Annotated in this window: 24 protein-coding genes; 11 read left to right on the top strand and 13 right to left on the bottom strand. The window is 41.5% G+C overall.

Translation table 11 applies throughout. The annotated features are described in order from the left end of the window. Positions 1 to 17: 17 nt before the first annotated feature. Positions 18 to 296 (top strand): hypothetical protein, encoded by a 279-nt coding sequence (locus LU361_RS03340; RefSeq protein ID WP_233086899.1) that lies wholly within the window; start codon positions 18 to 20, stop codon positions 294 to 296. Positions 297 to 392: 96 nt separating this feature from the next. Here the strand turns inward: LU361_RS03340 and LU361_RS03335 are convergent, their stop codons facing one another. After that, complete coding sequence (locus LU361_RS03335) at positions 393 to 968, bottom strand: cytochrome P460 family protein (protein WP_233086898.1); 576 nt, start codon at positions 966 to 968, stop codon at positions 393 to 395. A 149-nt stretch (positions 969 to 1117) separates the two neighbouring features. Further along, the gene (locus LU361_RS03330; RefSeq protein WP_233086897.1) at positions 1118 to 1726 is read right to left on the bottom strand and encodes a Crp/Fnr family transcriptional regulator; all 609 of its coding nucleotides are present in this window, start codon (positions 1724 to 1726) and stop codon (positions 1118 to 1120) included. Positions 1727 to 2477: 751 nt separating this feature from the next. On the opposite strand from LU361_RS03330, the gene LU361_RS03325 reads away from it, so the two are divergent. Next, a complete protein-coding gene (locus LU361_RS03325; protein ID WP_233086896.1) occupies positions 2478 to 3371 on the top strand; it encodes a hypothetical protein in 894 nt (297 codons plus the stop codon). A 37-nt stretch (positions 3372 to 3408) separates the two neighbouring features. Here LU361_RS03325 and LU361_RS03320 read toward each other — a convergent pair whose 3' ends face one another. Then, positions 3409 to 3732 (bottom strand): hypothetical protein, encoded by a 324-nt coding sequence (locus LU361_RS03320; RefSeq protein WP_233086895.1) that lies wholly within the window; start codon positions 3730 to 3732, stop codon positions 3409 to 3411. A gap of 76 nt (positions 3733 to 3808) precedes the next feature. Further along, entirely contained in the window at positions 3809 to 4759 is a 951-nt protein-coding gene (gene ylqF, locus LU361_RS03315; protein ID WP_233086894.1) for a ribosome biogenesis GTPase YlqF, read from the bottom strand. 246 nt (positions 4760 to 5005) lie between these two features. Here ylqF and LU361_RS03310 point away from each other — a divergent pair, with 246 nt between their 5' ends. Then, positions 5006 to 5611, top strand: coding sequence for a rhomboid family intramembrane serine protease (locus LU361_RS03310; RefSeq protein WP_233086893.1), 606 nt, complete (start codon positions 5006 to 5008; stop codon positions 5609 to 5611). Positions 5612 to 5687: 76 nt separating this feature from the next. Here LU361_RS03310 and ybaK read toward each other — a convergent pair whose 3' ends face one another. Continuing rightward, the gene (gene ybaK, locus LU361_RS03305) at positions 5688 to 6158 is read right to left on the bottom strand and encodes a Cys-tRNA(Pro) deacylase (protein WP_233086892.1); all 471 of its coding nucleotides are present in this window, start codon (positions 6156 to 6158) and stop codon (positions 5688 to 5690) included. Positions 6159 to 6380: 222 nt separating this feature from the next. Between ybaK and LU361_RS03300 the strand changes: the two genes are divergently transcribed. The 7 genes from LU361_RS03300 (at position 6381) to LU361_RS03270 (ending at position 12675) form a co-directional block, all read left to right on the top strand. Next, on the top strand, positions 6381 to 7676 hold the full coding sequence (locus LU361_RS03300; protein ID WP_233086891.1) for an alkaline phosphatase: 1296 nt from the start codon (positions 6381 to 6383) through the stop codon (positions 7674 to 7676). Between the two features lie 247 nt (positions 7677 to 7923). After that, on the top strand, positions 7924 to 8325 hold the full coding sequence (locus tag LU361_RS03295; protein WP_233086890.1) for an MbcA/ParS/Xre antitoxin family protein: 402 nt from the start codon (positions 7924 to 7926) through the stop codon (positions 8323 to 8325). 8 nt (positions 8326 to 8333) lie between these two features. Continuing rightward, positions 8334 to 8975, top strand: coding sequence for an RES family NAD+ phosphorylase (locus LU361_RS03290; protein ID WP_233086889.1), 642 nt, complete (start codon positions 8334 to 8336; stop codon positions 8973 to 8975). 57 nt (positions 8976 to 9032) lie between these two features. Continuing rightward, the gene (locus LU361_RS03285; RefSeq protein WP_233086888.1) at positions 9033 to 9398 is read left to right on the top strand and encodes an MmcQ/YjbR family DNA-binding protein; all 366 of its coding nucleotides are present in this window, start codon (positions 9033 to 9035) and stop codon (positions 9396 to 9398) included. A gap of 88 nt (positions 9399 to 9486) precedes the next feature. Next, on the top strand, positions 9487 to 10011 hold the full coding sequence (locus LU361_RS03280; protein WP_233086887.1) for a DUF2878 domain-containing protein: 525 nt from the start codon (positions 9487 to 9489) through the stop codon (positions 10009 to 10011). 142 nt (positions 10012 to 10153) lie between these two features. Beyond that, a complete protein-coding gene (locus LU361_RS03275; protein ID WP_233086886.1) occupies positions 10154 to 11209 on the top strand; it encodes a hypothetical protein in 1056 nt (351 codons plus the stop codon). A gap of 548 nt (positions 11210 to 11757) precedes the next feature. Further along, on the top strand, positions 11758 to 12675 hold the full coding sequence (locus LU361_RS03270) for a choice-of-anchor L domain-containing protein (protein WP_233086885.1): 918 nt from the start codon (positions 11758 to 11760) through the stop codon (positions 12673 to 12675). 7 nt (positions 12676 to 12682) lie between these two features. On the opposite strand, the gene LU361_RS03265 is transcribed toward LU361_RS03270, so the two are convergent. From LU361_RS03265 to LU361_RS03250, 4 genes are all read right to left on the bottom strand, one after another. Further along, positions 12683 to 13006, bottom strand: a complete 324-nt coding sequence (locus LU361_RS03265; RefSeq protein ID WP_233086884.1) for a hypothetical protein — start codon at positions 13004 to 13006, stop codon at positions 12683 to 12685. Positions 13007 to 13141: 135 nt separating this feature from the next. Next, positions 13142 to 13771, bottom strand: a complete 630-nt coding sequence (locus tag LU361_RS03260; RefSeq protein ID WP_233086883.1) for a hypothetical protein — start codon at positions 13769 to 13771, stop codon at positions 13142 to 13144. Positions 13772 to 14011: 240 nt separating this feature from the next. Beyond that, on the bottom strand, positions 14012 to 14197 hold the full coding sequence (locus LU361_RS03255) for a hypothetical protein (protein ID WP_233086882.1): 186 nt from the start codon (positions 14195 to 14197) through the stop codon (positions 14012 to 14014). Beyond that, positions 14194 to 14733: a hypothetical protein gene (locus LU361_RS03250; RefSeq protein WP_233086881.1), complete on the bottom strand. Its 540-nt coding sequence runs from the start codon at positions 14731 to 14733 to the stop codon at positions 14194 to 14196. The genes LU361_RS03255 and LU361_RS03250 overlap by 4 nt, the downstream gene beginning before the upstream one ends. Positions 14734 to 15173: 440 nt before the next feature. On the opposite strand from LU361_RS03250, the gene LU361_RS03245 reads away from it, so the two are divergent. Next, positions 15174 to 18998: an SIR2 family protein gene (locus LU361_RS03245; protein WP_233086880.1), complete on the top strand. Its 3825-nt coding sequence runs from the start codon at positions 15174 to 15176 to the stop codon at positions 18996 to 18998. Positions 18999 to 19049: 51 nt separating this feature from the next. Here LU361_RS03245 and LU361_RS03240 read toward each other — a convergent pair whose 3' ends face one another. From LU361_RS03240 to LU361_RS03225, 4 genes are all read right to left on the bottom strand, one after another. After that, the gene (locus LU361_RS03240) at positions 19050 to 19664 is read right to left on the bottom strand and encodes a Vat family streptogramin A O-acetyltransferase (RefSeq protein ID WP_233086879.1); all 615 of its coding nucleotides are present in this window, start codon (positions 19662 to 19664) and stop codon (positions 19050 to 19052) included. A gap of 37 nt (positions 19665 to 19701) precedes the next feature. After that, positions 19702 to 20664: an ABC transporter permease gene (locus LU361_RS03235; protein ID WP_233086878.1), complete on the bottom strand. Its 963-nt coding sequence runs from the start codon at positions 20662 to 20664 to the stop codon at positions 19702 to 19704. 92 nt (positions 20665 to 20756) lie between these two features. After that, positions 20757 to 22292: a sugar ABC transporter ATP-binding protein gene (locus LU361_RS03230; RefSeq protein ID WP_233086877.1), complete on the bottom strand. Its 1536-nt coding sequence runs from the start codon at positions 22290 to 22292 to the stop codon at positions 20757 to 20759. Positions 22293 to 22310: 18 nt separating this feature from the next. Next, on the bottom strand, positions 22311 to 23288 hold the full coding sequence (locus LU361_RS03225; RefSeq protein WP_233086876.1) for a sugar ABC transporter substrate-binding protein: 978 nt from the start codon (positions 23286 to 23288) through the stop codon (positions 22311 to 22313). Positions 23289 to 23340 lie beyond the last annotated feature (52 nt).

The following is a 23340-nucleotide window of genomic DNA, read 5'->3' as shown; positions in this document are numbered from 1 at the left end:
TTACTCTCATTACATTTATGTATATATTTTCAGTTACCGCAAAAACGAAAGAAGCCATTGATGGTTTTGCCAAAGATGCAGAAGCGCCATTTATTGTTTACATTGATTTCAAAGATTTAATCGGCGCAGAGCAGCTGGCTCGATTATTCGTAATGAAAGAAGGCTTTTACGACGTTGTAATCGAAAAACGCAAGCAGTTGCCAAAAGGAAAAGTTTTGCAGTTAAAGCGCAAAGATAAGCAGATTCAAGAAGCGTTAAAAACCGGTTACGCCATTCAATTATTTGATGAGCATTAATCGGCGTTCGGTTCGTTGTAATAAAAATTAAAAAAGTGGTAAGTCAATTAACCTACCACTTTTTTCTAACTCGAAAGCTTGTTAAGCGGTGTTCGCTTACTCGCCAATCACTGATTTATAGCCCTGTTTATAAACCCAGTCTTGGTCTTTCACTGGTAAGTGACAAGCGTGGCAGTTGTTAAAGCCTTCGCCTTTCCAATCTGTGGTTTGGCTTTCTGGATTACCTGGCGTAAATAACGCCCAGCCCCAACCTTCGCCCCAGGCTTTGTTATCGGCAAAGCGGTCTTTGGTATTTTTAACCATCGCGAAAGTGACCTTTGGATCGCCTTCATAACGTGCAACACCGGTTGTTAAAACTTCGGTTTTGGTGGCGTTTACATCTTTAAGAATCACTGCACCGTCAGGGAATTTACCGTGTTTGCGGTAATATTTTGCAGCTTTCGGTTGGGTGTATACGGTGTGTACATCAAAGCTTGGCTTATCAGAACCTTCAGCTGGAGCACCTTCAACAAAATACGAACCTAAAAAGGTCCAGTTCTCGCGGTAATCATCCGGTAACGAGATATTACCTTCCTTATCAACAAGCTTTTTGTACGTGCTTTTTAACGGCGCGTCACTCAGTGCATTAACACTGAACATTAAACAGGCGGCGGCAATAATGGCTTTTTTCACGGTTATACTTCCATTGATTGTTTAGTTGTACGGCAAATAGTAAGCGCTGTAGAAAAGTGCGTCTGTCGCCTAGCTGACAGAAGTAAAAAAAGCAGAATATGTTGAAAAACTAATAAATATAGAAGTGATTGACCGCAGAGTTTTTCGCTCTATTCTCCCGTGAGTTGGTGCAGTTTGACGGTGTCTTCAAGGCAAATATAGCCGCGGGTATAGTCAATGGCGCCGCTTTTTTTCCACGACGATAACAATTGACTGACACTTTGACGACTGCCGCCGACCATATCGGCTAAATCCTGCTGCGATAAGTACACATCGCGGTCGTGCCCGTGCTGACACGCTTGCCCTTGAAATTGAAATAAATACGACAGCGTTTGTGCCAATCTAATTGGTAATGCAGCTGTTTGTTGAAGAAACAAGCGCTTTTGTAATTGTTGTTCACGACGACTGATTTGTTCAATAACGCTATGAGCTTGCTGTGGTTGTGCTGCCAGAAGCGCCGAGAAGTCTTCCTTAGAATAACGTTCCACAACGCAGCCGGGTTGAGCTTCAGCATTTTGTAAGGCTGACGAGTCGAACAATCCAGGGCCAAACCAATTGCCTTTACCGTACAAATCGGTAATGCCGTGTTTGCCTTCGGCGTTCAAACCATTAACTAAGACAAACCCTTCTTTAATGTGGTAAATCCACGCGTGCGGCTTGCCTTGATTATAAAGGAACGTTTTTACTTGGCAGGTAATTGTTTTAATGTGAGTCGGCATAAAAACGGTTCCTTGAAAGCCCATTATTTTTGTAGACGTCTGTGATGATTCAAAAGTGATCAAACACGGTGTAAATTTAGGCTGTGAACACATCACGTTATTTTTTGCGGTTTATAGCATAATTTGGTGCGTGAATGTACAACTAGCTCAAATAGAGAAGGGTATTGCGGTAATCGCAAGATTCAGTAAATATTAGTGTTTGCTCAAATAAAACATTGTTCACTTGTTTTTTTGCGGCAATGAAAATAATAATTATTGTCGATAATTAACGTGCTTTTTATTGCCTTATATTTGTGACTTTTAATAATAAATTATTTAAACAATGAATCGTTTTATTTTAATGGTCCAAAAATTTAATCTTTAATAAATAATAATTTAAAATTAATCGTAAATTATTATTTATTTTTTATAACGCTCTATATAAAAATAGATTTTTATCCAGCTTGGAATTCATAGGTTTTAGTCAAGATAGTTGGCGTTTTGTTTGATGCAGCTCCGCCACGAGGCGAAAGATCTATAACAAAACATGCAGAGATTTTATTTTTAGAATCGTTTGGTTTTAGAAAATAAGAATATCATTTGCCAAAAAACGAACGCAAAACTATAAAAAATAGAGCCTTTCAAAACATGTGATCTATTTAACATTTTTGCCTGAGACAACGGCCAAAAAGTGTTAAGTGGATCAACTTGATGGTTGGGTCAAGCAACTACTATCTAAGCACATCTTGTTTTAACAAAACCGGTCGCTTAGATGAAAAACGTCAGTATTGTTGCATTTATATTACTCGCCCTGCAAATCACCGGTTGTGCAGTGAATGTACCCATCGACGTTTACGACGATCAAATTGTCGATCAGCCCACGCATAAAAATCATACCAAGGTGGTTATATTTGTACCGCCAGAAGTTGCCGAAGAGTCTTTTGGCCAAGTGGGTGTGCTTGCGGTGGGTGTTTTATTGGATTGGCAATTGGCGGCTGGTGATGCCATTGCCGATTCATCGAAAAATTTCTTCGAAAACTATTTTTCTAACGTTGAAGTTCGCCAGGAAAATTACGTGCGCGGTGCGTGCTCCGATTGCGCACTCGCGGTGGTTCCCTCTATTGATAAACTCGCCATTAATAAGGTGACTATGCAAAGTAAAGTCGCCATGAATTTTTCCATTTACGATGGTGAAGGCGCAAAGGTCCTAGCATTACCCATTACCGGTCGATCAAAAGTATTAACGTTGGAGCGGTTTGGTGTGGGCGTAGTAGCCGCCAGTGTGCCAGTGGTAAGCAGTTTTGCGGCAAACCATGTATTGTCTAAATCCGTAGAAGACGCTTTTGAAGATGCCTTTTGGAAATTGCACTTACAAATGAAAGAGCACACAGAAACCGGTGCCCTCGCTCGTAACTGGTTGCCCAAAGAACTGCGCAAAAAAGAAAATTACGGCCGTTACGAATTTGCCGCCGAACGAGCCATTATTGGTGCAGGTTGCCAGTTCCCACAAGACGGCTTGCGATTAGTGCAAACCGGATTTGAAGAATTGTACGAAGCCTATTGCTGGAAGCAAGAACCTTTTATGGTGAGCTGCAATGGCTCGCAATGCAATTTAATTTATTCCGAGCCCCATCAAGATGATATTAATGGTTTTGCTGCTGAGTAATTGAACCTTCTGTTGTACGTTAGAGAGGTTTTATTACTTAACTTCGTATTTCCATATGAATTTCACCTTTCTTGATAAATTCATAGATTACCTGGCCAGGATACGCAGTTCGGCCATAGCCTTCAATAACACCGCAATTTTCTGTATGAACAGTAATATCGTATGAAGTTATTTGTCTTTTTCGGGCGTAAAAGCGAACAGATTCTTTTGTCATTTTTATTTCTTTTTCTATTGAATACCCGTCGGAATAAACGATTACCTTGTTAACGCCACATCTGTCCGACGAATCCCAAATAGTTACCGTCATAAAGTCCTGGTGAAATAAATCTTCGATAAATTCCAAGACTATTCCTGTACCCATGCCTAACCCAAAGATCAATGTGGCAGTAAGTAGTTTTCCTAGGGTTTTATTCATAGTTTACTGAAATACCATGAAATTAATGACGCTTACCACTGCGCTTTAAACGCTCTTTTTCTTTTCTTACTTTTTCTTTCTCTTCTTTTTCGGCGCGAATTTTTGCGACGACAATTTCTTCTGCCGCCATCATTTCTGGCGTTTCTAATGTAATTCTTCCGATCTCACCTGCGCGGTAATCGTGAATTAATATTTCCGAGGCTTTATGGAAATTAACGTGGCCACCGCCACCTTTAGCGCCGCGTTTTCTGCCGATGGTTTCTAATAATAAAATGTCCCAGTCGTGTTCTTGAGTATTGGGCAACTCATTTAACTGATAGCGCTTCATTAATTCATTGGGCTGATATTGAGTGAAATGGCCGAGGGCATAAAGTGCGATATCTTCGTAATCAATGGCGGTATCACGAATGGCACCGGTCATGGCGAGGCGATAGCCGCTGTTTTCATTTTCCACTTTTGGCCACAAAATCCCAGGGGTGTCATTCAAGACGATATCGTCGTCAACGTGAATTTGTTGCTGTGCTTTGGTGACTGCGGGTTCGTTGCCCACTTTGGCGGCACTTCGCCCAGCCAGTGCATTAATTAACGTGGATTTGCCAACGTTTGGAATACCAACAATTAATACGTGAATCTTTTTTGTTTTTACCGTTCTCTCGGGAGCGAGTTTACGAATTAAATCAGGAATGATTTTTACATCTCCCGCTTTTAACGTATTAATGGCCAACGACTGTACGTTTTTTTGTTCACTAAAATGGTTTTGCCAAGCAGCTGTGGTGTCTTCATTAGCAAGATCGGATTTGCTCAAAATCTTAATGCATGGCTTATTGCCTTTGAATTCCGCGATAACGGGGTTTTCGCTGCTGTAGGGGATACGGGCATCGACAATTTCGATGATTACATCTATTTTGGGGAGAATCTCGATAATTTGCTTGCGGGCCTTGTGCATATGACCCGGATACCAGTTAATTGCCATGGTTTTGCCTAGTTTTTGTACAAATTGATTTTGCTGTAAAAGAGCGGCGGATTTTACCACTAATTGTTGCTGGCATTGTTGTTGATTGCGCAGTCGCGCTTTAGAGAGCTAATTCGTGATTTAATGCGTTGCTTATAATTCAGCGCATTCGCTAGTAACGATTATTGAATGAGAGTCTTTGAATAATACGTCTAGAACAGCACATACCAAGCAACGTATATAAAATAAGGTGAGTAGGTAGCCAGAGTGAGGCATTCAGCAAAAATTCCGTTTCTGACAATCGCCGTGTCCTTGGTGGTTGCGGTGCTTTATTTTGTTGCTCCGTTTGGTGGTGACGTTTTTCAGGCGTTGCTGGCGTCCAAAACCGATGATTTCCGCTGGTATACGTTGTTAACTGCTCAGTTGATTCACACGGATTTCAGTCACTTCGGTTACGATTTACTGGCGTTTGTGGTGCTGAGCTATTGCGTTGAAATGTCCTCAATCCGCTACTGGTGTGTTACTGCTGCGGCATCTTTTACGGCGATTGCTGTTTGGTTTGTGCTTCAGAATCAGTTCCAACACTACGCTGGTTTGTCTGGCGCGCTTAACGGTTTCTTTGTGGTCACACTCTATTGTTTGCTGGATGTGGATAAGTCCAAAATTCAGTCGACCTTATGGAACGGGCTTGTGCTGTTGCTGTTAATTGGTGTGGTGATTAAAAACAGTTACGAACTCTATTTTGATGTGGCCTTGTTTTCAGACACTCGCTGGCGCAGTACGCCAAGCTTTCACATGGTCGGCATGTTGGTTGGATTCGTTTTGGTGAGTGCTTTCCACGGGATTGAGCGGATCAAAAAATCCGCTGGGTAATGCGATGGCTGAGTAAAACAATGGTTGAATAATGCAGTCAACGCTATTTGCGTTAATCAGAGGTTCCTAAAGAGGTTTAAACTTGTTTTAAATCGACGAAGCGCGCATTGAGTGCCGATGCCAAATCCTTGGGCGCTAATTCGATATCCAAACCCCGCTTGCCCGCACTCACAAAGATACTGTTAAAGCCTTCCGCAGAGTCATCAATAAAGGTTTTTAATCGCTTTTTTTGCCCCAAAGGGCTGACACCGCCAAGTACATAACCTGTGGTTTTTTCCACTAAGGCTGGGTCCGCCATTACGGCCTTTTTTGCCTTTGCGGATTTGGCAATGAGTTTCATGCTGAGCTTTTCTTCGACCGGGATTATACCGACAGCCAATTCTTTACCGTCTAATTGCACCACCAGCGTTTTAAAAACGCGTTTTGCTTCAATGTTGAGCTTTTCTGCGGCTTCTAAACCATAGGATTCGGCGTTACTGTCGTGGTGGTATTCGTGCACGGTATGAGCAAGTTTGAGTTTTTTCAGTAAATTAATCGCAGGCGTCATTGGCGATCTTCGTCTCTTGGTTGGGAGAAAAATGTCAGAAAGATTACCCTATCGAATTCAATCTACGAATCAAAGGGCTCACTGTTGCTGTTGAGCCATAATTTTTGCATCAACAAACCGAGTTAATAGTCTTTGGTGTCGTTATTGGTAAAAATATTGACGCTAATCTCGGGTACAATCCCACTAATATTTATTACCGAAAAATCGTCGTACGGAAAGTTTATGAGAAAGCTTTTATTCGCTCTTGCTGCTTTGGTTCCTCTAACCCTTCACGCCGCAGACAAACCGAAAAACATTATTTATGTGATCAGTGACGGAATGGGCCCGGTGTACACCACCGGTTATCGTTATTTTGCCGACGATAAATCCACCCCAGAAATCGAAAAAACCGTGTTTGATCGTCTGCACGTGGGCAGTGCCAGTACCTATCCCGCGGCGGTATCAGGTGTCGTGACGGATTCGGCGGCAGCGGCAACGGCGTTATCCACAGGCGTTAAATCCTACAATGGCGCTATTGGCGTTGATGTGGATAAGAAAACCGTTCCCACCATTTTGCAAATGGCAAAACAAAAGGGCATGAAAACCGGCGTTGCGGTCACTTCGCAGGTGAATCACGCAACTCCAGCGGCATTTATTACGCACAATGAAAGCCGCAAAAACTACAATGAAATTGCTGAGAGCTACTTCGATCAGCGCATTGATGGCAAATTTACCGCCGATGTTATCCTCGGTGGTGGCACCCAGTATTTTCAGCGCGAAGATCGCGACCTGGTTGGTGAGTTTATCGGCGCAGGTTATGAATACCTCAACAACATCAACGATTTACCAGCCATCCAACCCGGAAAACCGCTGCTCGGTCTGTTTGCTCCCGTCGGTTTGCCTTGGGCACTGGATTATCCACAAAAGAAACGATTGCTCAGTTTGACCCAAGCCGCAGTAAGAAACCTAGAAAACGACAAGGGATTCTTCTTATTGGTTGAAGCCAGCCAGGTGGATTGGGCGGGGCACGCTAACGATGTGGCTGCGGCGATGGGGGAGATGGCTGATCTTGCCGACACACTGGAATGGCTAGAGGCTTATGTGGATAACAATCCCGATACCATTTTGGTGGTCACCGCTGATCATAGTACTGGCGGTATGAGTTTAGCCCGAGAGCGCGCCTACATTTGGAAGCCCGATTTTATTCATAAGCTTGAGCATTCACCGGCAACCATCGCTCAAAAACTGGTTTTTAAACCCGCTGGAGCACAGCGAGAAAAACTCGCGAAAGAACTGTTGCCGCTAGAATTTGAAGCCGAAGAATTAGAAGCGCTGAAGAAGTTAACCGCCGTGGATCAACAGGGCGCTTACAGCTGGGTTAAAAGCGTGATTGACCGAGAAACTCACACCGGGTGGACAACCGGTGGTCATACCGCAGTTGATGTGCCCGTGCTTGCAAAAGGTCTTGGGGCCGAAGCATTTGTCGGTCATCAAGATAATACTGAGATCGCTAAAAAACTCATCAGCGTTCTTCCTTAATCTCTTTTGGCTGCTGAACCTAATTAATTAAGGGTTTAGTAGCCTGCCTTCCTTGAATGTTTATTTCTTATTTTTTACGCTTTGTGCGGTTTTGATCTTTTGTTAAAGACTTTTATACACGTAAAAGTATATTAAGGTTCATGCGAACGTTTAGTTTTGTCTAGATTTGGTATATATGTGAACCTAAAACTTGAAATAGTTCATAAAAGAACATATGATTATTTTATGTACTTTTGTGGTGATTTTTATGCAAGTCGTTCCTCAACATCAAGCCGAGCAAATCGCTAAAGTCGCGGTAAAGTTATTTTTTCAAATTACTGATCAGTGGCAATTAACGGAAAAACAAAAACTGGTTTTGGCAGGCTTAAACAGCCGCACCACATTCCACACTTGGCGAGAAAAGCTTGAGCAGAACAAACCCATAAAACTCAGCAGAGACACGCTAGAACGATTTTCTTACATCGCCGGCATCTACAAAGCGCTGCAATTACTGTTTCCGATGGAAAACCAATGGCAACAATGGGTGCACAAACCCAATCGGGATTTTAACGGTCAGTCAGCGCTCGACAGAATGCTCGGTGGCAATGTGTTGGATTTAGCCGACATTCGTCGTTATTTGGATGCTCACCGAGGCAGCCATTTTGAATAAAGTACACTATGAAAAACTCTTTCCCGGTATATCGACTGGTTCCTAGCCACTTTCCACCGATCCGAATTTTTGAAAACCTCCTCGATCCCGAAGAACTTGAAGCCGCTTATGCACTGGAATCCTTAACCAATGATCGCATTCGCGACGAAGTCGGCGACATCAGTTTAGTGCCTCTTGAGCAGCGCGTGGTCGGCCACGGTAGCTCCGTTATTATGGCTGCGTTTACCCACATTGGTTACCCCAGCCGATTCACTCAAGGTAATTACGGGGTTTATTACGCCGGTTTAGCGATGGAAACCTCCATCGAAGAGTGCAAACATGGTCGGGCAAAGTTTTACAGCGCAACCGCAGAGCCCGCGTGTGAAATCACCATGCGCGCTTATAAATGCGATGTGGTCCAGCCGCTCGAAGACGTGCGCGCAAACGAAGTTATCCACAATCCCGACGATTGGAGTGCTGCCCAGAGATTTGGTGCGCAAAAGCGTGAGCAAGGACTTTGGGGATTGCATTACCAATCTGTGCGGCATCGTGGGGGCGAGTGCATTGCCGTGTTCAAACCCAATGCCTTGCAGCCGCCGGCCATTCAAACCCAACATTATCGGTTTGTCTGGAATGGTGAGAAAATTACCGACGTATTTTCCATCACTTAATTTCGGACTGCGACAATTTCGCTGAAAGCTCCGGTTCCAAACAGGTAATTCAACATTATGACTTACGATGAATTTAACCGTTATTGCCAATCATTTCCTGCAACCACCCACGTAGTGCAGTGGGGCGATTCTCAGGTGTGGAAAGTTGGCGGCAAAGTGTTTGCGATTGGTGGCTGGGGTAAATCCGGTGAACCGGCATTCACCTTTAAAACCTCAGAGGTTAATTTTCATTTTCTGCAAGAAAAAGACGGCTACCGGCCCGCGCCTTATATGGCATCGCGAGGCTTAAAATGGATTCAACAATACGACTCCAAAGCCGAACTCGATGATGAACTAAAGTATTACATCAGCGAATCATATCGTTTGGTGTCACTCAAATTGACCAAAAAGCTGCAAAAAGAACTGGGCCTCAACCAAAATTAAATCCGTTCACATTTATCGGTCGTCATCCAAATCGATAAAAAAGAGGTACAAATACTCTAATAAAAACAATCACGAGTACTTCAAGATAATGGTCAAATACTCTGCCATTTATACCTTTGCGAATTTTGCTCTGTTCCAAATAGCTTGGGCGCTGGCGGTATTTCTGCAAGATAAAGCCGTATTTGGTTTGATTCTTATTGCCTACCTTTCATGGCGAATTAGCCCAACAAAATGGAGTGACCTTAAAATAATTACCGCCTGCTCGTTAACGGGAATTTTGGTTGATAACGTGTTGTTTTGGCTTGGTATTTTTCAATTTCCGAGTGTGTACATCATTCCGGTTTGGCTGATTTTATTGTGGGTTAATTTTACCTTAACCTTAAATCACAGCTTGCGATGGCTCGTTAACATTCCCAAAATTGGCGCAGCTGGTTTAGGAGCCGTATTTGGAACCCTAAGTTATTGCGCCGGTTTTCACATTGGCGCCGTCGTATTTCCGCACAGCCTTGTGTTTACCATCGCCATTCTCTTACCGTTATGGGCGCTACTTATGTTGGGTTTTCTAGAAGTCGTAAAACGCGTGAATGCCTCTATCGTAAATGCCACTACTTAGATATTTAGGCCCTATCAGTTAAACTGCCAGCTCCATGAATATGCCAGCCATTTGTGAACTTTAAAAGGTTCTAATTGACATCAAATACGCTTATCCTTGAAAGTTGATTCATATTTAGAAGCAAGAAATACAAGGGAAGACTATGGCTGCCTTACCCATGCTCGATGCCTTTATTGGCATCGTCACCATCTATTTCACCCTGAGCCTTACGGTAACCGCCTTTAGCGAATTAATCATTCAATGGTGTGGACTGCACGCAAAATCATTGTGCACGCTTATCACCAACATGACCGAAAGTGGTATGTGCAAAAAAATGCTCAGCCATCCACGTATCGAGGGGTTAAAAGTAAAAACCAGCCGCAATCCTTCTCGTATTCCCGAAGACACATTCGTTTACGTGTTACTCGATTGTTATTTAGAAGGCGAGTATTTAAAAAACAGAAAAAGCCCGAAAAAAATCTGCGAGTTATTACGAGAAAAAGCCGGGCTTGAATGTACAGACGAGGATCGATTGGCGTACCTCGATAAATCTTGGCAACAACAAATTTACAGTTATTGGCAACAATCCAACGACAACCCAAAAGTATTTGAGCAGTATTTAGAATGCTGGTTTAGAGATGCCGGTGAACGTTGCCGCGATTGGTTTAAACGCAAAATTCAAACGTGGGTTTTATTGCCCATTGGTTTATTGGTGTCGATCATTATCAACGTTAACACCATCGACATGTATCGCTTATTATTAGAAGACCCCATTCTTCGCGAACAACAAGTAGCGTTTGCCAAGCAAATTATGGAAAACCAAGATTTTCAAACCATAAATTGTGTTATTCCAGGCGTAAACGATCAACCTGAAAACCCAATGGCAAAAACCTGCGAAGAGCTTGCTCGAGAAATGTCCGTTGATATGCCGCCCATCGTTGGTTGGAACGAATCCACACCTTTAGTAAAAGCCTACGAAGAAGCCGGTTCTTTTGGTGGATTAATCGAACACTCCCCGTGGTTGTTAATAAAGAATATTCTCGGCTGGTTAATCACCGCCATCGCTCTGTCGTTGGGCTCACCATTTTGGTTTGATGTGATCAACCGATTGTTAAAAGCACGCGAACGAGTAAGAAGTATTTCAGACACCGACGATGAAGAAAGACCAATGAAAGAAGCCGATCCGTCAGCATTAGCTATTCGTAGAGATGCGGCTTAGATGAAAACCAAAGCACCATGTAAAAAACAAAAAAGCCGAATAATTAAATTCGGCTTTTTTATGGAATAAAATATAGCTACAGTTCTTTAATGAGTGACCAGTTTTCGTATTGGTCGACGGATAAAATAAATAATCGCATATTAAAATAATTGCCATCGTTTAAAGAATCACGTGTAACAATCAGCAAATCCTCAATGGAATCACCGTTAACATCACCAGTTCCAACAACTTCTAATTCTTGAGTTACGCCGTCATTAAAATAAACCGCTTTTTCGTTCGATAAAAGCTGATAGCTGGTTATTGGTGTTGTATCTTTTCTAAAAGATTAGAGTGCCAAATAAATTTATTAATTGATTTAAATTGGTGTATTAAATAAAGCAAAAGTTGATTTTAGTGCTCAAAAATACAAGTAATTGTTTCAGTTATATTGAATATTATCTGCAAATCCTACACGTTGAACAATTGTTTCGTTTGTTTTAGAGTCGATCAGCATTGAATAAAATTAGGATGGTTTATATTAATACGTACTCTAATTGGGAGTAAATTTAGTGAAATTTGATAAAACTCAAAAAGCGATCTATATCGCACTGGGATTAGTTTTGGCATCTGACGTGTATTCCTTTTCGTTAGAGGTTGAAGATAGCGTTTCTGCCAATACTCTCGCATCAAATGTTTTTGGTTCTGGAGTTTCAGTGTTTAATGCCAATTTTATTGGTGAAGACGTACAAGCGGGTATTTTTGATGATAGCAATAGAGCGATTAGTGATGACTTTAGATCAGGAATTGTCTTATCAACCGGGTTAGCTTCTGACGCCGAGCGAGAGGGAAATTTCAGAGATTATAATACCACTGAATTTGGCAACGCTGGTTCTGAATCGTTATCCGATTTGGCAGGTGCTCCAACTTTCGACGCAGCAACCTTATCTTTTGATTTTCAATTAGATAACAATGTGGGCGGCGATTTAGTATTCGAAGTAATTTTCGCGTCAGAAGAATACACGCCATCATTTTTTCTTCCCGATTTCCCCAGTTTTATTAATAATGATATTTTTTCGTTCTCCATTGATGGAGTAGATCAGGCTTTTTTACCGGGTGGGGATACAATTTCAGTTGCCTCTATTAATAGGACAAGAAATATAGATTTATTTCTTCCTAATGATCGAGACGAAGGTCTATCTGCAATAACAGAAGCTAATGGAATAACCGAAGTAATTACCTTTAATATTAGTGGATTGGAAGCCGGTGTCCATACCGCTGAGTTTTCGATCGCTGATGCTGTTAATGATGATGGAGATTCTTGGGTATTTTTCTCTGGTTTTGCATTTGGTGACGAAGTAGAACCAGTAGCTGTTCCAGAACTGAGTGCTCGTGGAGCGTCATTAGCCGTTATATTCTTGATCAGTATATTGCTTTTAATGTCAGAGAAATCGAATAAAATACCACGACAAGTAATAAGATTGGCTTAAAACAGTTTTATTTATTTTCAATTTTTCTATCTTTTATGCGATCAATGTCGGATGGTGACGTCAATTTACCTGAAGGTTCACCATCCGGATCGTTCAGTGCTCGTTTTTTCACATCTTCAAGCTCACTTTTTCGTTTCTGGATTATGTTAGCCGTAATTTGTTTTTTATATTCGTCTTGAATATGTGTTAACAGATATCCTAAAGTCATTAGGTATTCTTCATGTTCTTCAATATTTTTTAATGTTTCGCTATTTAATAAATCTTGATTAAACTTAATAGCGTCTTGTATTGCTTGAATAATAACCGGGGCCATATTGTTACTTAGATGCATTATGCGATCTCTTTGACTGATTTTTTTCTAGGTTGTTTAAGAATTCTTTAAATTTATTTAATGGTATAAAAAATTAACAAGGTAATATCTAATTCACAAATGAATAAATTGGATATTATTAGGAATGCAGTATAGTTATAGCTCTTTAATGAGTGACCAATTTCCATATTGGTCGACGGATAAAATAAATAATCGCATGTTAAAATAGTTGCCATCGTTTAAAGAATCACGTGTAACAATCAGTAAATCCTCAATGGAATCACCGTTAACATCACCAGTTCCAACAACTTCTAATTCTTGAATTACGCCGTCATTAAAATAAACCGCTTTTTCGTTCGATAAACGCTTATAGCTGGTTATTGGTGTTGCGTCGCTCCAACTAATAATCTCAGAATCCTTGAGGAGACGCTTTGATTCTAACGTAGAGGTTTGAACCGCAAGATTTTTGGGAAAAATATTAGGTGTATTTTCGGTGAATACCGTCGGAGGAATATAACTGGCTTTTGATGCCCTAGAATTTATCAATATTTTAGTTGCCGCACACATAGTTTTAAATTCTAGGTAAGCGCCATAAGCCGAATCTTGCTGAGTACGGGTGTTGGATAAAGATTCGTCAAATAAATTTTGGCAAGTATTAAAAGATGACTTACCAGAGCGAGTGTTAATCACGTCAAATTCAGCGTACCAAGAGGCATTTATAAGTTGAGCTAAATCAGCCTTTGACGTTAAAACAAAGTTGTCGCTGGATTCCAGTAAATCTACCATAGTAAACCCAGTATTCCATGTGATTGGGAATTTGGAGTTATTAATCTGGTGAATTAAGCACCCTGATAAAGTAATGCAAATTAGGGTGCTTTTGAAGATCATAGATGTTGAAGTGTGTTTTTTCAGGAGTTTCCCTTATTGCTTTTAGATAGTGCCTTTTCAATTTTCTTTGCATTGAATTTTATTTTTTTGGAATTGTTTTTTATCTGGGATTTAATCTTGTTCTCATTGATAGTACTTTTATATATCTTCATTTTTTCTATCTCTCATACGATCAATTTCAGATGGTGATGTTAATTTACCTGAGGGTTCATCATCTGGAGTATTTTGTGCTCGTTTTTTCACATCTTCAAGTTCACTTTTTCGCTTCTGAACTCTTCGAGCTATTTCTTCTTTTCCTTCCTTGCTATTTGGGTCGGGTATCATAAGATTCTCCTTTGGCCAACTCTTTTACCATGGTACGTTGCCCTGGAACTAAAACCTTCTTTTATGTAAAGACCCTCGAGTTTGGGATCTGGGTCTAACACCCATAATTCATCTGCTCCCACTATATCTGCAAAAACGGCTGCTGAAAACGCTATAATTGGCAAGGCTCTAGATCGTAAAGGGCTGGGGCGTATCGGTGTTGATTCTATCAGATTCATTCTAACCCTTGTTCCAGAAACAGAAGTCTGTCCGTAGCAAAGTGCGCAAAGTATATTGTCTCTCCATAATGAAATTTCAAATCTATTAGGTCGATTTTGATAGTAAGGATACTCCTTTACCCATTCCCAACTACTGCGATTGAGTCTAGCAGAGGGTATTCGGATTGATGACCAAGAATCTGCTAAATGAGCTGTACGTAGATCGATTCCCTTTACGACTGTTCCTGGAAATTCAGACATTACCTCATCATAGGTAATATTCCTAATTGATTTAAATTTTTCTTCTACTCTAATATGATCTCTTCTTCGTTTATTCATGAATTTAATACCGTATATTCGATGGTACATCGGACAAGCATTAAATGATATTCACTGATTTATAAATTTTGTTGATGCTCTTAAAGTTTTTAAAAGATGTGACTAGAAAGTTGGTTCAAAACTAACTGGGAAGGAAGCACAATAACTGTCATGAGAATTTCTTTTTTTAAATTATGTTGATCCTTCAATTTTTAATGTGTGCAAATTCGTTTTTTGTGTTTTTAAGATAAATTAAATGACATGGTTAGGTTTGCTAGAGGGTAAAGTTATTAAATTAGAAATCAATTATATTTATTAATTGTTTTGTTTGTGGATAAAAATTGACCTGAAATTACTACTTCAGAAATGAAACCAATTAATTGACCTGTATGTTCTTCCAGGTGACCTTTGTTTGCAACATCTCAAGAATTGCGTGAGCTTTCTTAAGTGCAATCATTCACATGCACATCACTGTTGAGCAAGGTAATTTATTCATGCGTTTCACTCATAATGGCCCTAATATCCCCGATCAGTTACTGGAAAAAAGAGATCAAGGGCGAGTCGTTTTTCTCTGTGGGGCTGGAGTTTCTATTAATGCTGGAATGCCAACTTTTTATGACTTGACCAAGCATGTAATAGATTATTACGACCCTGCCAAGGGTTCAGCTATAGATTTAGAATTTCACCCCTGGGTTGAAGATAGAAAAAACAACCAAAATCGCCCTAAAACTGCTCTTGACCAGATTTTTCATTTGCTCAATCAAGAGTACGGTAGAGAGAATGTAAATTCTCAAGTTGCTCGACGATTGAGTAAAGAAGCTGCGCCTGACGTAAGTAAAGAACACAGTATTATCGCTAGAATATCCACGAATGAGGATGGTTTACCCCAAATAGTAACGACCAATTTTGACCGTCTATTTGAAACAGCAGTAGAGTTCAAAGAGTCTGATATCTATGAACCGCCCAAATTTCCGCATATCGATCTTGGTTTACCTATTACAGGAATTACCTATCTCCATGGACGAATAAAAAGTCCTCAAGCCTCTCATCATCCCTACGTACTCAGCAGTGCCGATTTTGGTCGTGCTTACTTATCGGAAGCATGGGCTACTAATTTTATCCGTTCGTTATTAGAACGTTATACGGTTGTGTTGGTTGGTTATCAAGCTGAAGACCCACCCGTAAAATACTTGCTTCAAGGATTAAATCATGATGGACAATCTGACAGAAGTAATTTGTATGCTTTTGATCGTGGAGATCTTGAAAGTATTGAGGCTAAGTGGAGAGACCGCGGGGTAACCGCCATTGGGTGTGAGAGCCACAAAAGCCTTTGGGAAACATTGGAAGCCTGGGCTGTTAGAGCTGATAACCTAAGACAGTGGAGAAACAGTGTTATCGATCTAGCCTTGAAAGGGCCTCGTGCTCTAGAACCGCATGAACGAGGCCAAGTTGTGCATCTAGTCAAGTCCACTCCTGGAGCACGCCTATTTGCCAAAGCTGACCCTTCTCCTTCGCCGGAGTGGTTGTGTGTTTTTGATGCGCGTTGTCGACTTGCTGATTCTGAAAGTGGCAATTGGGAATTAGGAGAAGATGAGTCCTATGACCCATTGGAAGAATATGGCTTGGATGACGACCCTGAGAGACCATTTAAAACTAATTTATTTCCTAATAATATCTTGGGTTGGCAATATGGCGACAAAAATCCAGCTGATTTTCACCAATTAGCTGATTTGCAATACGGAAATTATACGCCAATACCTAGACGGTTAGAACACCTTACGGATTGGATTATCAAACACTTAAACAACCCGACTACTGCATGGTGGGCTTCGAAAAAGAATGGTTTACATTCTACAATTTTGAAGTGCATAGAATTGGAGTTAGCCAGAAATGGTTCTTTACATGAAATTGCTCGGCGTACCTGGAGTTTAATTCATTACTATCAGTCAGATGGTCGAAACTTTTCAGGTGATATGAGATGGAGGCTATTACAGGCTAGAATTAAAGAAGAAGGATGGACTTCTAGCGTTGTTCGTGAATTTACATCAGCAGCCGAGCCAATGTTATCCGTAGATAAATCATATGGTCTTGATGCAGTTAAACCTCCGATCAGTGAGTGGGAAAATAATAAGAGGTTGATTCATTGGCAAGTTAAATTTCCTGAAACCTATTCTAAATATTTGAATTTTGGTGTTGAACATTTGGAATTAGTTTTTAAGATACTAGAAGCAAGTTTACAGAGATCTGCCGATCTTAAAAGAGAGTGTGATGCTATTACCTTAGATGAACCAACTTGTTACAGTGATCGAGAAGTAGAGGGTCATAATCATGAGGATAACGAATTTTTCCGCTGGTTTCTTGAGTTATTTTCTCAGATGGTGAAGAGTTATCCTAATGTATTAAAAGGATACGTATTTACTTGGCGATCGCACGAGAGATATTTTTTTACAAAGATTAAGCTGTTTGCACTGAATCATCCTGAATTATTTAACAGTAACGAAGTGGCTGAAATAATATTGAATTTATCGCAAGAAGCTTTCTGGGATTGGAGTAATAAACGAGAGTTATTGTTTTTGTTAAATGATCGTTGGGATGAGTTCGATTTAAGTGATAGAAATACAATTGTAGAACGTTTATTTCTTGGTCCTGATAACAACGAAGATTGGTCTCAGGAAGAATTCACGAATAATAAAATTGATACTTCTTGTCGATATATAAAATGGTTGGTTTTGCAGGGAAGAGAGTTTAATAGTGAAGATATCACTCAGCTTGATGATATGATTTCCAGTTTACCAAAATGGTACGATGAATGGGCTCTAAACCTTTTGACTCAGAATAATCCTAGAGTCCGATCTATACACACTGATGAAAGCCCGGAAGAATTAATTGACGTCCCTATCAGTGAGGTAATAGAAGTAGCTGAATCTATTTCGAAGCGAGATCATTTTAGTAATTATAACAAACAGCCTTTTGATGGTTTGGTGAAAGAAAAGCCCAGAAAGGCGCTGTCCGTACTTTCAGGTCAGGCAAAGCTCGGGGAATTTCCAGAAGAATATTGGCGTTCGTTAATTCGAAACTGGCCCGAAAATACAAATTCGAGATTATTTCGAACACTTCTTTATAGATTATGTCATTTACCTTATTCCGTGATCCAAAAGTTGCACCACGCGGTAGGGGGGTGGTTAAAAGATAAGCTTTTATTAATGTATCAATTTGATGAAATATTGGCTTGGAAAGTGTTTGATCATTTCGTTGAAGGTTTAACTTCCGGTGACGATTCGGTCACGGACAGTGGGATACATGTGTTTCAAAAACCTGGAGAAATCGAATATTCTAGGCGAACCTACAATTACGCAATAAATGCTCCCATTGGCGATGTTACCAGAGCGTTGCATTCCACTCTTAATTCATTAAAGCTTCAGGAATCCTCAGGTATTCCTGAAGCTTTTAAAATTCGATATAAAAGCTTACTGGAAGCTCCAGGAGAAGGCAGTAGCCATGCGGTAATTTTGATTACACGACAAATTGAATGGCTTTATAATATAGATCCCGTCTGGGTCAAAAAAAATATCTTGCCATGGTTTGTGTTAAATCATTCAAACGCTGAACCAGCTTGGAATGGTTTTTTATGTTCACAGTATTTGCCTAATGAAGAATTGCTTGTGTTACTCAAGCCTTTGTTATTGGAGTTATTTCCTGTCATTTATTCGTGGAAATGGCAGGAAGACATAATACAAGTAGCTACCCGTTTAATTATAGATTTAGCGGTACGTTACAAAGATAAGATCGGACTTTCTTCAAACGAAGCTAGAGCATGTCTAAGAAATATGAATAATAGAGGTAGACGGGATGCAGCGCTTTTTCTTGGCGGAGTCGGTAATGAGAAGGATTTTGGTTGGATTGATTATGTAATTCCGTTTATTAATAACGTATGGCCAAAGGAGATTGAATTTCGAACATCTGGTCTTACACAGTCGTGGATATCTATATTGAAAGATACTGGAGACAGCTTTCCAAATGTTTTATCTTCGGTATACGAATTTTTAGTTCCTATTGAGATCGATGTGCATTGGCTTTATTCTTTCGTCCATCTAGATAAACCAAAAAAAATTTTAGAGAAGTATCCACGTGACGCATTAAAATTAATTGATGCAGTAATTCCAAACAGTACTGTAAATTTACCTTACGATCTAATGAGAGTTCTTAATCTTATAGAAGAGGCTGATCCGAGTATAGTAAATCATGGCCGTTACCTACGGTTAATTGATTTAATAGAAAGTTCTTGATCTACCTTTTATAGAGTGAGACTGCCTGGAAATGGTCATAGTCAGTAGTGATCATTTCTCAGGCTCGCCAACAATCTCCCCCAACCGTTCACTAATCTCCTCTACACTCCAATCCCACCAGGCCATTTTTAATAACTTCTCAATAGTGGCTTCATCAAAACGATATTTAATGATTTCTGCAGGATTGCCGCCCACTACGGCGTAGTCAGGTACGTCTTTGGTGACGACGGATTTTGTCGCGATGATGGCGCCGTTGCCAATTTTTACGCCGGGCATGATGGTGGTTTCATAGCCGATCCAAACGTCGTTGCCAATGACGGTATCGCCTTTGTAGGGTAGGTCACCTTCTTTGGGCATGGCTTTTTCCCAGCCGTTGCCAAAGATGTAAAACGGGTAGGTGGAGACGCCATTGGTTTGGTGGTTGGCACCGTTCATAATGAATTTTACGTTGGTTGCTATGGCGCAAAATTTTCCGATGATGAGTTTGTCGCCCACAAACGGAAAATGGTAAAGCACGTTATTTTCGAAATTTTCGGGGCCGTTTGGGTCGTCGTAGTAGGTGTAATCACCCACGATTATGTTTTCGCGGGTGATGTAGTTTTTTAAGAATCCTACTTGAGGAAAATTAGGAATAGGAGATTTGTCGTTGGGGTTAGGGCCGTGCATGGTAAATCTCCTATTTTGTTTTATTTTTGCTGATAAATTACGCGATACGATTTAATTTTTTTGCCAGTGGTTCGCGGTATTGGTCAAACAATACGGCGGCAATAATGACTAAGCCGGTGATAATACGCTTGGACGATTCGGAAACGCCAAGCTGTGCAAGGCCGGTTTGCATAACGGCAATAATTAATACGCCGAAGAATGAATTGACAACAGAGCCGCGGCCGCCAGAAAGGCTGGTGCCGCCGATCACTACCGCAGCAATTGCAGAAAGCTCTAAACCAATACCGGCGTTGGGATCGGCGGATTGTAAATAACCTAATTGAAACACACCGCCAAGGCCCGCCAGTAATCCGGCAATGGCGAACACGGCTACTTTCCATTTTACCGGATTAATTCCGGCTAGACGTACCGCCTCTTCGTTGGTGCCAATGGCAATCATGTAGCGGCCAAACACGGTTTTGCTCAATAACCACTGCGCAAAAATAACCACGGCTACGGCCATAATTAACGCCGCAGAAACGCCAATGCCTGGCACGGGGCTGCCAATAAAGGCGATGGGATCGCCGATGTATTTGGTTTCTGAACTTGTGACTAAATAGGCTCCGCCGCGAGCAATTTCTAACACACCGAGGGTGACCACAAAAGACGGTATTTTCCAGTGGGCGCTGACAAAACCGCTGGCGACACCAAAACTTAATCCAACGAACAGTCCGGCAACAATGGCGATAACTACGGGCAAATTAAAATCGACAATGAGTACGCCCACCACCGCTGCTGACAGTGCCATCACCGAGCCCACGGATAAATCAATACCGGCAACCAATAAAACGTAAGTCATGCCCACGGCAATTACGGTTAATGCGGGAATCTGATTGACTAGGGTGCGAAAAGTAACGGTGGAAAAGAAGTAATCACTCATTAGGCTGAAAAACAACACCAGCACAATTAATACGCCGATTAAACCGAGTGAGTTCCAAGGTAAATTTATTTTTTTGCTCATAATAAACGTACTGCGCTTTTAATGATTTGAACGATTTTCTATAGTTGTTAATAGAAGTATTAGTTCGGTTATTAATATCAGTATTAACTGAACTATTGATTGCTTGCCGAATAATAGCGAAAGCTGGCTTCCAACAATTGTTCTTCGGTGAGTGTCTCGGGATCGAATTCACCGGCTAAACGACCGTTGGATAACACCAAAATCCGGTCGGATACGGTCATTAATTCTTGCGTCTCGCTGGAAACCACAACAACCGCTTTGCCAAGGGCGGCTTGCTCGCGAATTAAATCGTGAATTAACGCTTTTGCTCGGGCATCAACGCCACGGCTGGGCTCGTCGAACAATAAAATCGGTAGATCTTTTAACAACCAGCGGGCGATTAACGCTTTTTGTTGATTGCCGCCGCTTAATTGCGAAATCGGTGCGTAGATGTCGTCGTATTTAATTGCCAGGCGTTTGGCAATATCCATGGCAAGTTCGTGCTCTTGGCTATTGTTGGTGACGCCAAAAAATCGCGTTAATTTAGGCAGAATCGATAATGAAATGTTGCTCAGTAGCGAGCCTTGCAATAATAAGCCTTGGGATTTTCGGTCTTCAACGACTAAACCGATACCGGCTTTGATGCCATCAATGGGTGTTTTCGGAGTGACTTTTTGTTGAAAGTTGTCATTGGCGAAACTTAAAAAGCCGGAACTGGCTACATCAGCACCGAACATAGCACGCAATAATTCGGTTCTGCCAGAACCAATCAAACCACCAATACCCAGAACTTCTCCGCTTTTAACGTCAAAAGAAATATCGTTAAAAGCGGGAGCACGGGTGAATTGATTGACTGTGAAGGCAACGGGATGAGTGCCAGTATTGTTGTTCTTGGTAATGGTCTTTGCGGATTCATCAACGCTGCCCGCCATTAAATTTACGATGGTGTCTACGTCAATGTCGGCGATATTTTCTGTTGCTACTAGTTGACCATCGCGCAAAATAGACACGCGATCGGCAATGCGTTGAATTTCATCCATGCGATGAGAGATATAAATAATACCAACGCCGCTTTCTTTTAATCGGTTAAGTTCGTTAAACAATAAATCGATTTGTGGGTCGGTTAATGCCGCGGTGGGTTCGTCAACAATCAACAGTTGTGTGGGTTCTGAAATCACCGAGGCGATTTCAATTAATTGCTGTTTGCCCACACCAAGCTCGGCCATTGGTGTGTCTGGTGATAAATCATCGAGGCCAACCAGGGTTAATAACGCCTCGGCTTTTTGATTGAGGCGTTGTTTGTCGATAACACCGAATTTATTGCCTAAATGTTTAAAGCACAGATTCTCGGCAATGCTTAAGGTTGGAAATAAATTTAATTCCTGCATGACCATGCGTACACCGGAAGTTTCGGCGGCGTTAACGTTTTCAGGGCGGTAATCGTTCCCTAAAAATTGCATGCTCCCCGCCGTGGCTTGGTGTACTCCGGCAATGATATTACACAGGGTACTTTTACCGGCACCGTTGCTGCCCATTAACGCGTGGATTTCGCCACGCTTTAATTCAAAGTTTAATTGTTTTAACACAGGTACGGCGAAGGTTTTATCCAAGTCGTGTACGCTGAGTAATGTCGAAGCCGAATTTTGCATGATCGTTGAGTAATTTATTTATTGAAGGCTTTCTTGGGTAACTAAATCCACGGGCGTATTTTTATCTTCCGGGCTTTGTCCGCTTTCCAAAATTTGCAGCGCGTATTCAATGCCGAAAACCGCCAGTTGGTCGCCGTATTGTTCGGCAGTGGCGAGCATGCTGCCGTTTTTCACCATGTCTTGGGCGGCGGAAATATTATCGAAACCCACCACTAATACATCGTCGCTTCGGCCCGCTTGGCGAACTGCGGCAACGGCGCCTAATGCCATGCTGTCGTTGGCGGCCAAAATGGCTTTTAGCTCTGGGTTTTCAGAAAGAATCGCTGCGGCAATAGTTGCGGCTTTGGCTTGTTCCCAATCGGCTGCCTGAATACTAACGACATTGATGTCAGCGGCGGTCATGGCATCTTCAAAACCGGCTTGGCGCTGTTGAGCATTAAAGGCACCGGGAATGCCGCCAATAATCGCCACTTGATCACCAGCGGTTAATTGCTGAGCCAAGTATTCACCAATTTTGCGCGCGCCTGCGCGGTTGTCTGGGCCAACAAACGGAATCGATACACCCATTTTTGCCATTAATTCTTGGTCGAATTTATTGTCGATATTAATCACGGTAATACCTTGATCAATCGCGCGTTTGGCGACCGGCAAAATACTTTTCGAATCCGCTGGCGCTACGACAATGACGTCTACTTGGGTCGCCATCATTTGTTCGATCAAAGACACTTGCTGGGCAAGATCGCTTTCGTTGCGAATGCCGTTGACAATTAATTCGTATTTATCGGCGTTGTCTTTTTGGTGAGTCTCGGCACCGTTGGCCATATTAATGAAGAATTCATTGGCCAGAGATTTCATCACAAGCGCAACGCGAGCGGGTTTGTCTTCGCTGCTGGTGGTGGCTTCTTGATTGGCGGCGGGGGTGCCAGAATCACAGGCGCTGAGTAAGCCTAACGTAATCAAGAATCCTGCGCGGGTTAAGAGTTGTTTGAGTCCCATAGAATATTCTCTTATTGGTTTTTTAATTATTCGCTTAAAGTTGAGCTGAATC

Origin of the sequence: Sessilibacter corallicola (assembly GCF_021290925.1) — a bacterium.
Taxonomy (GTDB): Bacteria; Pseudomonadota; Gammaproteobacteria; order Pseudomonadales; family Cellvibrionaceae; genus Sessilibacter; species Sessilibacter corallicola.
Note: the sequence above shows the minus strand (reverse complement) of the source record. Positions and strands in the feature narration are given on the sequence as shown.